At 59.1% G+C, this 12,150-nt stretch carries 9 protein-coding genes; 1 reads left to right on the top strand and 8 read right to left on the bottom strand.

The genetic code is table 11. The features are described 5' to 3' along the window. Positions 1-34: 34 nt before the first annotated feature. From OHL22_RS02475 to OHL22_RS02440, 8 genes are all read right to left on the bottom strand, one after another. Positions 35-814: a LytR/AlgR family response regulator transcription factor gene (locus tag OHL22_RS02475; RefSeq protein WP_263332830.1), complete on the bottom strand. Its 780-nt coding sequence runs from the start codon at positions 812-814 to the stop codon at positions 35-37. Continuing rightward, positions 805-1,941 carry a sensor histidine kinase gene (locus OHL22_RS02470; protein WP_263332828.1) on the bottom strand — a complete coding sequence of 379 codons (1,137 nt, stop codon included), beginning with the start codon at positions 1,939-1,941 and terminating at the stop codon, positions 805-807. Before OHL22_RS02470 ends, OHL22_RS02475 begins: the two co-directional genes overlap by 10 nt. Positions 1,942-2,113: 172 nt before the next feature. Then, the gene (lptF, locus tag OHL22_RS02465) at positions 2,114-4,492 is read right to left on the bottom strand and encodes an LPS export ABC transporter permease LptF (protein WP_263332826.1); all 2,379 of its coding nucleotides are present in this window, start codon (positions 4,490-4,492) and stop codon (positions 2,114-2,116) included. A gap of 83 nt (positions 4,493-4,575) precedes the next feature. Further along, entirely contained in the window at positions 4,576-6,981 is a 2,406-nt protein-coding gene (locus OHL22_RS02460; RefSeq protein WP_263332824.1) for a heavy metal translocating P-type ATPase, read from the bottom strand. Beyond that, positions 6,982-7,188: a heavy-metal-associated domain-containing protein gene (locus OHL22_RS02455; protein ID WP_263332822.1), complete on the bottom strand. Its 207-nt coding sequence runs from the start codon at positions 7,186-7,188 to the stop codon at positions 6,982-6,984. A gap of 67 nt (positions 7,189-7,255) precedes the next feature. Then, positions 7,256-8,308 carry a GGDEF domain-containing protein gene (locus OHL22_RS02450; protein ID WP_263332821.1) on the bottom strand — a complete coding sequence of 351 codons (1,053 nt, stop codon included), beginning with the start codon at positions 8,306-8,308 and terminating at the stop codon, positions 7,256-7,258. Between the two features lie 436 nt (positions 8,309-8,744). Further along, positions 8,745-9,617: a menaquinone biosynthesis family protein gene (locus OHL22_RS02445; protein ID WP_263332819.1), complete on the bottom strand. Its 873-nt coding sequence runs from the start codon at positions 9,615-9,617 to the stop codon at positions 8,745-8,747. A gap of 92 nt (positions 9,618-9,709) precedes the next feature. Beyond that, entirely contained in the window at positions 9,710-10,297 is a 588-nt protein-coding gene (locus OHL22_RS02440) for a biotin transporter BioY (RefSeq protein ID WP_263332817.1), read from the bottom strand. A gap of 412 nt (positions 10,298-10,709) precedes the next feature. Between OHL22_RS02440 and OHL22_RS02435 the strand changes: the two genes are divergently transcribed. Then, entirely contained in the window at positions 10,710-12,116 is a 1,407-nt protein-coding gene (locus OHL22_RS02435; protein ID WP_263332815.1) for a phosphoglucomutase/phosphomannomutase family protein, read from the top strand. Positions 12,117-12,150 lie beyond the last annotated feature (34 nt).

Here is a 12,150-nt window from a genome sequence, read left to right as displayed (position 1 = left end):
TGTTTGTAAGAATAGAGAGAAGAGAAGCGAGGCACTACGATCGCCCGGTGGACAGCAGATTCTGCCATCCCGCTCGGCTCATTTTCAGACGTTGTCCATTACGCAATACCACCCAGCCCTCATTGCGCCCTTCGCGAACAATTTCCTGTACCTGGTCGATGTTCACAATAGCCGAGCGATGCACGCGCACAAACCGCGACGGATTCAGCGTCTCCGCAAGCTGCTTGATCGTCTCGCGCAGCATCAGCTTCTTCGCGCCTACATGCAGGCACGAGTAATAATCCGCCGCCTCAATCCATTCGATCTCTTCCACATTCACGAACGCATCACGCGTTCCATTCGGCACAACCAGCCGCTTCGGATATTCCTGCTGCGATGCCGATCCATGCGTGAGTGTTGTGAGAATACTCTGCAACTTCTCGTGCGACATAAGCGCAGCCTGCGCTGCAATTTGTTCCTTCACCCGCACCAATGCTGCATGCAGCCGTTCAGGCTCTACCGGCTTCGTCAGGTAATCGAGCGCGTGCACTTCAAATGCCTTTACCGCATAGTGGTGATGCCCGGTGACGAACACAGTAGCGGGCATATACATCGCGCCCATTTCTTCGAACACATCAAGGCCATTCAATCCCGGCATTTGAATATCGAGAAACAGCACATCGAACTTTTCGCTCTTCAACGCTGTGACAACTTCTTTGCCGTTCCTGCATTCGCCCGCAACAGAAAATTCTGTTTCACCTGCCAGCAGAAAGCGCAGACGCTCTCGTGCCAGCGGCTCATCATCTGCAATCAGGCAGCGCAGCTTCACTTCCATGCAACGGCCTTTCTCTCATAGGGAATCGTAATCGTCACGGCAAAGCCTCCCGGCTCGCGCACACACGCCTCCATCGAGTAAGCGCCTTCATAGAAATGCGCCAGCCGCTCGCGCGTATTCTTCAGTCCAATGCCGTTCCCAGGCTTCGGTGCCTTCGCAACCGCCGCAACAGAATCACGAATCTCTAATCGCAACAGATCGCCATCACGCCGCGCCGAGGCCTCCACAACGCCGACATCTTCGCAGTTGGCAATCCCATGCCGGATCGCATTCTCCACAATCGGCTGCAGCAGAAAGCAGGGAACCAGGCTGTCCAGCGCCTCACGCTCTACCTTCATCTCCACGCGCAGCCTGTCTGCAAATCGTACCTGCTCAATTGCGAGATAATTCTCGACGATCTCAAGCTCCTGCGACAGCGGCACCTTTTCCGGTGTGTCGCGCGCCAGCGTGCTCTTCAGGATCGCATTCAGATGCGACAGCATCTCTGCTGCGTCCTCCTTTCGTCCAAGCTCCACCAGCGTCGTAATCGCATTCAAAGTGTTGAAGAGGAAATGCGGCTCAAGTTGCATCTGCAGCGCGCGCAGATGCGCCGCTGAAAGCTGCCTCTGCAATTCAACCGCGCGCATCGCATCCCGTTGCGCACGCAACTGCAACTGCACCACCACAATAATCCCCGCAACAAATCCGTAGACCAGAATTTCCATTCCGTACCGGTTAATATGCAGTTGCTGGACCCAGATGGCATACGCGGAAACGCCGCGCGGTCTCGCTACCGAAAACCCGACACTGCCAAGCAGCAGTAGATGTATCAGCCCCAGAGCGCATGCCAGTCCAATATGGGCTGCAAATATTTTTGCAGAAAGCCCCGAAGCTCTCAGCAGCCGGTCACCGGCCTTCCACATCGTCGTTGCCAGTAATCCCCACCATCCCCACAGTGCCACTCCATAGAGCAGGGAAGGCCAGTAGAAGATGGACTGGCATTCGCTGGCCGTGGCCAGCGCAAGCGCTATCGATGCCGCTGCAATCACGGCGACGCCGCTGAATTGAATCTTTGGCAAATGGCTGCGGCGAAGCGTTGAAGAAGTGCCAGTGACTGGCATCGCGCCGGTATTGGAAATGGTAGCCATGGATCGAGTGCTCCCGATTGCGATGATATGCCTCTCACCAGATTCGTGTCGCACCGGCACACGATGCGAATCGTATGCAGCCAGCCCGCGCAGATTTGCAACCAACAGCGCTCATCCGGCAGGGAACCGCCATGACGAAATCGCAGGCAAAACGTCGTATCTGGTTTCCGTTCTAAGTCGGCGTGCGCAGCAACAGATAGCCGCCCGTAAGCCCGAACAGCAGATCCGGCGACCAGGCCGCCATCGCGGACGGTAGATAATTCACATTGCCCATAGCGTCAAACAACCCGGCAAGCCCCCAGTACGCGATGGCAATACCAACCGCCCACGCCACGCCCGTCAGCGATCCGCGCCGGCTCATCATCAGCGCAAAGGGAATTGCGAGCACTGCCATCACCACTGTCACCAGTGGATACGCCAGTTTGTGATAAAGCTGCACCTTCAGCCGCATCGTGTCGAACCCGCTCTGCTGCAAGTCGCTGATATACCGCTGCAGCTGGCTAAAGTTCATCTCCTGCGACTGCAGGCTCTCTTTTTCAAAGTAGTTCGGCTGTTCGTTGATCTCTTCAAACGTTGCCTGTTGGAATTCATGAAACCCAGTAACCGTCGCACCGTCGATCGTGCGCTCCCATCCTTTTTCAAACGACCATGTACGTTGCGCATCGTTCCATACCGCACGCGAGGCAAAGATGCGTTTCGTCAGATGAAAGCTCTTGGGGTCAAACTCAAAAACGCTGATGTTGGCAAAAGCATTCTGATAGCGATCGAAGAACTGATAGTAGAAGATATGATCCGGCTCGCCCGGATGGTGCTGTCCAAAGATCCACTTCTGGTCCGGATTCAGCGTCGTCTGCGCGGGCCGTCCCTTGATGATGTTGCGCAGCGCCTCCTGACGCCGGTTTGCCTGCGGCAGATAATACTGGTCAAAGGCAAACAACGCGCACGCGAGCACCACCGCAATCACCAGCACTGGAATCACCAGCCGGTAGATGCTGATGCCCGTAGCCTTCATCGCGATCAACTCGCTGGAGCGATTTAGCAGGCCAAACGTGACCAGCACGCCAATCAGCACGCTCAGCGGAGTGATCTGGTAGATCATGCTCGGCGCCAGGTTCACGAGGTAGTCGCCCACTGTCATCAACGGTGGATGGTTGCGCAGGATATCACCCATCAACTCGAAGAAAGTGAAGACCAGCATCATCAGCACAAAGCCGGCGAGGATCAGCGAAAACATCTTCAAAAACTCGCGCAGCACATACTCATCCAGAATCAGCGGAAATCCCCGCGGCTTGAATCGCTGCAGCGTCAACGGCTTGCTATAGCGTCTTCTATATCGCTCCTGAACCATCGCCTTGCTGCGCGCTGGCTGCACAGGTTGATCCGCTTCCGCGATCTCATCCTCCTGCGCAGGTTTCCTAGGCCGCGTCCACAAAGCAGATACAGCGCTCAGCACAGTTCCGCCAGAGGCCAGTTGGCTCAGCAGAAACACCCCCACTACAGCAAACACAATATTCGCCAGCCACACCCCCGCAAACGCCGGCAGCCGCCCCTGTTTTGCCCAGGCAAGGCCGACATTCGAGAGCAGATAGTAGACCAGCACCACGCACAGAGCTACTACAAACCCGCCACTCTTGCCGCCACGCCGCGAAGCCGCTCCCAGCGGCACGCCAATCAGCATGAGCACAATACATGCCGCCGGATAAGCAAACCGCCGGTGCAGTTCAATCAGGTATCGCTTCCCATCCGCTCCATGCGACATCGCCAATAGCTGGCTGTTGCTCAACGCAAACAGCGGCGTATCCAGCCGCCCAATCGAAACCTCGCTCTGCGGACTGAATGTCAGCGGTCGATCGGTCACGTCATACGTCGATACGTTGTACTGTCCAGGATCGTTCGGCGACATCTGCTGTTCTGAAGCATCGCGTAACCGGATCATCATGCCCTGGTCTGGATTCGACACGACCGTCGCCGACGCAGCCGTCGTAATCGCCGGCGCGCTCGGGTCCGTCACATCCGCAATAAACAGCTTGCCCCAGCTCGCCACACCAGCCGTCGAGCGCACATTCTGCACATACACCACTGTGTTCTTGAAGTCCTCATAGAACACGCGCGGCTGAATCTCAAACGACCCCTGCGAAGTCTCCAGCGCCTTCCGTAGATCGAGAATCCCCTGATTCGCCGCCGGCTCAATCAGCAGCGAATTCACCAGTCCCAGCGCCGTTCCCAGTATGGCCACCACAGAGCCCACGCGCACGAAATACCAGATGCCAAACCCCGATGCGCGCATCGCCGTAATTTCAGAGTCGGCCGCAAGCCTGCTCAATCCCAGCAGCACTCCAACCAGTACCGCCATCGGAATTGTCACCAGAAAAGTGTTTGGCAGATTGTAGACAAAGAACTCCAGCACCACCGCCGCGCTCGAGCTGTTCCGGACCACCATGTCCAAAACCTCTTCCAGCGGCTTCATCAACAGAATGAAGGTGAAAAGCGCGCAGCCGATCAGCGCATGCGAGGTGATTTCGCCGAGGATGTAACGAGTCAGGATGCGCACAAACAGTATCCAGTCTTGAGTGTATCGTGCAGCGAAAGCCTCTTGGTTGACCTTTGAACTACTCGGATTGCATCTGCGCCGGATTACAACTTCGACATGCCTGAAAAAGGGAAGGGAAGCATCCCGCTTCCCAGCGGCGGTTTCCATCTTCTGAGCCGTAAACTGTTCAGCAGCACGCTCACCGAGCTGAACGCCATCGCCGCAGCCGCAATCCAAGGTGTGAGTAACAAATGAAAGACGGGATACAGCGCTCCTGCGGCGACAGGAATTCCAAGCACGTTGTACAGCGCCGCCCACCCCAGGTTCTGTTTCATCACTGCAACCGTCGAATCCGCCAGCGCCACCGCCGTGCATACCCCCGCCGGATCGCTCCCAAGCAGCAGCACATCACCCGCTTCCTGCGCCAGCGCCGCTCCCGCGCCCATAGCAATTCCCACATCCGCCTGAGCCAGCGCCGCTGCATCGTTGATGCCGTCACCCACCATCGCCACCCGCGTTCCAGCCTTTTGCAGCGCGCGAATATGCTCCAGCTTGTCCATCGGCATCAGCCCCGCATACACCTGCTCAATGCCCGCAGCTTCAGCTATCGCTCCCGCAGCCACGGCCGAGTCACCCGTAAGCATCGTCACCGGCATGCCATGTTCCCTGAGCCATCGCACCACCGCCGGAACCCCATCCCGCAACGCATCCCGCGCGTCAAAGTACCCAGCAACCTCGTAGTCAGCAGACGAACCCAGCGCCACAGCAATCCAAAGCCGCGTCACTCCCGCCTCCGGAAGTTCCTCAGCCCCCTGCGGAATCTTCACACCCCACTCCCGCAGCAGTTCACGATTTCCCAGCAACAGCTTCAGCCCCTCAACCTCACCCAAAAGCCCGCGCCCCGGAAGCACCTGCACCTCCGCAGCCTCAGGCCACGCAATCTCATCCTCACGCGCCCGCTCCACCACCGCATGCGCCAGCGGGTGCGCCGACCGGTCCTCCACCGCAGCCGCCCATCGCAGCAGATCGCCCTCGGCATAGCTGGCCATCGCGTAAATCCCCGTAAGCACCGGCTTCCCCACGCTCAGCGTCCCCGTCTTGTCCATCAGCACCGCGCCCAGCCCAGTCAGCCGTTCCAGCGCCTCACCGCCCTTGATCAGCACCCCAAACTGCGCCCCACGCCCAATCGCCACTGTCAGCGCTGCAGGCACCGCCAGCCCCATCGCGCAAGGACAGGCAATCACCAGCACCGCCACCGTAGCCGCAATCGCCTGCGGCAGATCCTGCGCCACCACCAGCCACACCACAAACGTCACCGCAGCCAGCACCAGCACCACTGGAACAAACACCGCACTCGCCCGGTCAGCCAGTCGCTCCATCGGAGCCCGCGTCCCCTGCGCCTGCTCCACCAACCGCGCAATCTGCCGCAGCGTCGTCTCTGCGCCCGCCGACTCCACCTGCGCCGTTACCGCACCGTCATAGTTCAGCGAACCAGCCAGCACTCGTCCGCCAACAGTCCGCTCCACCGGCGTAGCCTCACCCGTCAGCATCGACTCATCCACCGTCGTGCGCCCAGAAACCACCACTCCATCCGCTGGAATCCGCTCCCCAGGCAAAATCACCACCACGTCGCCAGCCACAATCTCATCCGTCGAAACCGTCACCTCAACCGGCTCGTCCTTGCCCGCAATCGCCCGCAACACCCGCGCCGTCGCCGGCTGCAACTGCGCCAGAGCATCCACCGCTGCAATCGCCTTCTGCCGCGCTCGCCCTTCCAGCCACTTGCCCAGCAACAGAAAACCCAGAATCAGCAGCACCGAATCGAGATACAGATCGCCACCCGCCCTCGGCCACGCCGTCACATACGCCGACCACGCAAACGCCACGCCCGTCCCCAGCGAAACAAGCGTGTTCATATTCGTCTCGCCGTGCAGCACCGCCTTCCACGCGCTGCGATAGATGCCCGCTCCCGCCCACGCCGCCGTCAGCCCTGTAATCACCAGCAGCCCCCAGCGCATCGGCCCTGCATGCATAGCAGCATGGGTCATCGACAACGCCATCACCACCGCGCCAACAATCAGCGCTGCCGCCACCTTCGCGCCGCTCTTCCACTCCGTTTGCCTGTCACCTGTGGCAGCAGCCGCTCTCGGCAATACCGCGTCATATCCCGATCCGCGAACCGCCGTCACCAGCGATTCCGACGTAGCCACCAGCGGATCAAACTCCACCGTAGCCCGATGCCGCATCAGATCCACCCGCGCCGACACCACTCCCGGCGTCTGCGCCAGCGCCGACTGCACATGCGCCTGGCAAGCAGCACACGTCATCCCGAGCACCGGCATCACCAGTGATTCGACATGAGCCTCTCCCGAGCCATCATCTGCGCGGTTCAAATCATCTGTCTTGAAATCCAGCGCCGGAGAACCCGCCGCTCCTGTGTGTACCCCGGCTTCAATCGTTCCGGCATACTTAGCCTTCACGCGAGCCGTCTCGATCTCGGCGCCAGCCAACTACTGCTCCACGTGCGCCGCAAATCCGGCCTTCGCCAGCGCATCCACTGCCAGCTTTGCATCCGGAGCGCCCGCAGCCGCAAAACGGGCCGCGCCTATCCGCACCTCTTCCACCTCAAAAGGCCCCGCGTTCTGAATCGCCTGCGTCACCCTGCGAATGCAGGAACCGCAGTGCATCCCATCGATCTTCAACGTAATCTCAGCCATACGGCGTTACACCACCACATTAGTTAAGATACGCCTCACCCCATGCGGGATTCACCGCAATAGCCGCTCATCCCAGCCAGCGAAACCCCTCTCGTCCCGAATCCTGTACCGGCAGCAGAAACATATTCGCCAGTTTCGCCCCTCTTGGCGGTTCGCAATTGCCCGGCGACGGCAGTGAAGCATTCCGGAAAGATCTCGCCTCATCCAGCAGTTGCTCCACTTCACGCAGCACCACCAGCGGCGATCGTCCCATGCTCGGTGTTACAGCAAAGACCGCATTCAATTCCACCCCAGCACAATCTCCACGCTCATTCCGAACCACAAACAACTTGTCAAACATCTCAATCCGCATGCGCTCAGCCAGCCTCCGCGCATTCGCAGGCGAACACCCCGGCAACGCCGCCAGAAAAGCATGTTGCCCCACGCGTCCCAGCAGGTCGTAACTGCGCAGCGTACGCCCCGCGCGCGCTACCACCTCGCGCAGTAGGCCATCGCATACCTGCCGGCCCAATTCCTCAATCCACAGATCAAACCCCTCTAGCGCAAACGACATCAGGCTCAGCTCGCCCCTCAACCTCTGCACCCGATCCGTTTCGCGAAACAGCAGCCGCAGCATCATCTCCCGGCTGAATGCGTCTGTTACTGGATCGCGCTCCATCTCGGCTTGAGCCGTGGCACGCCGTTCCTCCAGCTCCAGATGCATGCTTCTGCTCCGCTGCATAATACCCAGCCTCGCCCGCCAGGTCGAGGCATCCGCCGTCAGCGGCACAATGTCGTCAATCGCTCCACTCCGCAATCGCTCAACCCACGCATCGTCCGGGCTTGTCGCAATCAATGCGACAGCACCCTGCCGATGCAGACTCCACTCATCAAGCGCCGCGAGCAGACTTCCATCCGCCACCGCAGGCATCCGCACATCCAGCAACACATAACCCACATCGCCCACGGCATAAATCATCGCGACAGCTTCGCGCACACTGTTGACAGGCGTCACCCCAACACCAAATTCCCGCAGCATCGCCTGCAGATCGAGAAACAACAACGCATCCGCCGTCATCAGCAGCGCCGCAACCGTAGATCGATTTCGAGACTCATCCGAGCCGGCAGAAGGCTGAAACATAACCACCTCAGCCCACTCATCGGCTCAAATTAGAAAATCCTTAGATTAACCCGTGCTCTCGTTTTGCACTTGCTCTCGTTTTTGCTTTTGTAGTTGCTCTTGCTTTTCTTTCTGTCATCCCCGAAGGGGATCGGCTTCACCTTCGTGCGCAGCACGAACCCACAGGACTCCTCTAACTCCTGTCCAAATTCGTTCCGTGCCAATCACGCCTCGTCTGCAGCCCAAATGCGCCAAGGGCGCATCTCATACCAGCCCAGGCTGTAACAGCCACATCGAACGCATCAGCGTTCGATGTGCGTGAAGGCCTGGGTTACGTGTAATGAAGAGACCCACGCGGGCTGAAGGCCCGCCTCATCCTCGTCGTATCAGGACACCCCAAACGCAAAAACGCCCCGCATCTCAAAGAGACGCAGGGCGCACAGATAACCGCCGATCGCTAATCCACAAAATCCACCTTAGGCGTAATCGGAATAATCCCTTTCTCATGCCCCAGATCCAGCAACTTCCGGATCGCTTCCTGCCCATCCGGCCCGTAGCTCAGTGTCCGCTCATTCACATACATGCTCACAAAACGGTTCGCCAGATTCGTATCCAGATCGCGCGCAAACTGCATCGCGTACTCCAGCCCCTGCTCGCGATTGTCCAGCCCATGCTGAATGCTGTCCCGCAGCGCCTGCGTCACCGTGTGCAACACCTCCGCCCCAAGCGACCGGCGAATGGCATTCCCACCCAGCGGAAGTACCAGTCCCGTCTGCTCACGCCACCACACACCCAGGTCGATGACCTTGTGCAGCCCGCTGCGCGCGTACGTAAGCTGGCCCTCGTGAATGATCAATCCGGCATCAAAGTTGCCCGCCTTGATCTGCGGAATGATCTGATCGAACGGCACTACCTCCGTTTCGATCTCTGGATTGAAGATCTTCAGCGCCAGATACGCTGTCGTCAACGTTCCGGGCACCGCCACGCGGATCTTTGTAAGATCGTCGGTCGTAAGCTGTTTGCTCGCGACCACCATCGGCCCATATCCCTCGCCCACGCTGCCGCCGCAGCTCATCAGCGTGTAGTTCTCCTGCACGTAGGGATACGCATGGAACGAAATAGCGGTAACGTCATAGAACGCTTCATCCATCGCCCGCCGGTTCAGCGCCTCGATATCGCAAAGCGTGTGAACGAATCGGTACCCAGGCACACGAACCTTGTTCGTGGCCATCCCGTAAAACATAAATGCGTCGTCAGAATCTGGACTATGAGCGATCGTGATCGTGCGCGTATCGCTGGTCTGCGTACTGCTGGCCTGAGTGCTGCTCAAAGGTGTTCCTTTCTAACTTGCAGGCTTCTGCTGAGCCTGCATCTTTCATCCATACCGATTCAAATCCGGGGTGTCCGGTTTCCGGAAGCTTATTAAGCTTTGCGCTTCACGCGCGCAAAGCCTGCGGCAATTCCCGCCGCCGCGCAAACTTTCAGTGCATCGCCCGGCAGAAAGGGAACTACTGCGTGCGCCATAGAAGCGCTAAACGAAATATGCGTCCAGATTCCCAGCCATGTTGCGCCCAGCGCAAGAATCAGCAGATCGCCAATTGCCGCAGCCACCGCTCCGCGAGTAAAACTGCGTGCCCCGTTGCGCCACAGCATCGAAACCAAAGGAGCAACCACCGGATAACTCATCAGGTAGCCTCCCGTCAGGCCCAGAAGCTGAGCAACTCCACCCACTCCCGGCGTGAATACGGGCAATCCTGCCGCGCCTTCGGCCAGATAGGCCACCATCACCCCAAGCGCCACGCCCGGCTCCAGCAGCAAGCCCAGCAATACCACGGCAAAGGGTTGCAGTGTGATCGGCACCGGAGTAAACCACAACGGAATCGACACATGCGCGCAAACCGCCACAAACGCGCTGCCTGCAATCACCAGACCCGCGCCGCGCGTTGCCTTCCACGCAGCACTCTGCGCCGGATGCTGCGCTCCTATCGCCTCAACATGTCCGTTCATCATCTCTTAACCTCGCGGCCGTCAGGCCGCCTGTGATTCTGAATCCAGCTGCACACACACAACAAACGTCTCCGAATTTATTCACCGGAGTCCTTTTATTTCAGCGCCTTATCCAACTCTTCCGCCGCGCTCTTCAAACTCGTTTCATTTCCGGAAGGCAAACTTTCTTCAGCGGCTAGCTTGCGTTGCCGCCAGACATGCCTCGCCGCGGCAATGGCCACAAAAAGCAAGGCGGCCACAGAAACCAGGAGCACGATAACCAGGGCTCGCATCCACACGGCTAAGCCGCAGGATACCAGACGGAGCGGGGGTAATACCTCAGTTGAAAATTCGCTTACCTCTGTTCATTCCCCGCTTGCCGTCCTCACTTCCATGCGGCAAGATGACTGTGCATCGGAAAGGAAAATCTCTCCTCATGGCAACTACAATCAAATTCGGCACTTCCGGCTGGCGCTCCATCGTCGCGGACGAGTTCACCATCGCCAACATTCGCCGCGCCGTCGCCGGTATCGCTGCATACGTCAAGACTCAGCCAGCCCCGCATCGCGTTCTCGTCGGCCGCGATCCTCGCTTCCTCGGCGAGTCCTTCGTAGATGAAGCAGCGCGCATCCTCGCCGCCGCTGGCGTTACCCCCATCGTCATTCCTGACGCAGCTCCCACACCGGCCATCTCTCACGCCGTGCGCACCCTCAAAACCTCCGGTTCCATCAACTTCACCGCCAGCCACAATCCGCCGGAGTATAACGGCATCAAGTTCTCCACCGCCGACGGCGCACCCGCTCTGCCTGAAGTCACCAAGCAGATTGAGGCCGCCATCGTCGCTCTCGGCGACAACCCCACCATCCCCCGCCTCAACGACGAAAAGCCCAACTTCGAGACCACCGACGTCAAGCCCGCCTACCTCGCCCGCATCGCTGAACTAGTGGATCTCAAAGCCATTGCCGCCTCCGGCATCAAAATCGTCTTCGATCCCTTCTGGGGAGCAGGCCGCGGCTATAGCTGCCACCTCCTGCGCAGCGCCGGTGTGCCCGTTGAAACCGTCCATGACTACCGCGACGTCCTCTTCGGCGGCCACGCCCCTGAGCCTGACGACCATCTCCTCGCCGACGCCAAAACCAAAATGCACGAGTTTGGAGCTAGCCTCGTCATCGCCACCGACGGCGACGCCGACCGTTTCGGCATTGTCGATTCCAACTCCACCTTCATCCAGCCCAACTACATCATCGCCCTGCTCTTCGACTACCTCGTCGAAACCCGCGGCTGGCGCAACGGCGTCGCCAAGTCCGTCGCCACCACCAACCTCGTCAACGCCCTCGCCGACCACCACAAGGTGCCCATCTACGAAACCCCCGTAGGCTTCAAATACATCGGCGAGCTCATCAACCAGGACAAGATCGCCATCGGCGGCGAAGAGTCCGCAGGCCTCACTATTCGCGGTCACGTTCCCGAAAAAGACGGCATCATCGCCGGCCTTCTAGTAGCCGAAATGGTCGCCCGCCGCGGCAAATCCCTAACCGACCAGCTCGAAGAGCTTTTTGACAAAGTAGGTTCCTTCTACCCAGTTCGAGAGAACTTCCACTTGACCCCGGAGATCAAAGCCCGCTTCACTGAGAAGTTGAAGACCGATCCAACCGCGCTTGGCGATCGCAAAGTAGTGAGCGTCGTTCGCACCGACGGTCTCAAGCTGATCCTCGACGACGGCTCCTGGGTTTGCTACCGCCTCTCCGGCACGGAACCGGTGGTGCGCGCCTACACCGAAGCCCGCAATCAGGCAGAGATGTCCGACCTGAGCGCCGCCGCCAAGCACTTTGTTCTCTCGTAATTCACCGGCGCGGCCTGCCGATAACCAAAGCAAA

The organism is Acidicapsa dinghuensis (assembly GCF_025685685.1).
In the GTDB taxonomy this organism is placed as follows: Bacteria; Acidobacteriota; Terriglobia; order Terriglobales; family Acidobacteriaceae; genus Acidicapsa; species Acidicapsa dinghuensis.
This window is presented reverse-complemented; position numbering and strand designations above follow the sequence as displayed.

Coding starts and splice junctions, on each gene's coding strand:
- OHL22_RS02450 (WP_263332821.1), bottom strand. CDS start 8,308: ATGTTTCAGCCTTCTGCCGGCTCGGATGAGTCTCGAAATCGATCTACG.
- OHL22_RS02475 (WP_263332830.1), bottom strand. CDS start 814: ATGGAAGTGAAGCTGCGCTGCCTGATTGCAGATGATGAGCCGCTGGCA.
- OHL22_RS02455 (WP_263332822.1), bottom strand. CDS start 7,188: ATGGCTGAGATTACGTTGAAGATCGATGGGATGCACTGCGGTTCCTGC.
- OHL22_RS02435 (WP_263332815.1), top strand. CDS start 10,710: ATGGCAACTACAATCAAATTCGGCACTTCCGGCTGGCGCTCCATCGTC.
- OHL22_RS02470 (WP_263332828.1), bottom strand. CDS start 1,941: ATGGCTACCATTTCCAATACCGGCGCGATGCCAGTCACTGGCACTTCT.
- OHL22_RS02440 (WP_263332817.1), bottom strand. CDS start 10,297: ATGATGAACGGACATGTTGAGGCGATAGGAGCGCAGCATCCGGCGCAG.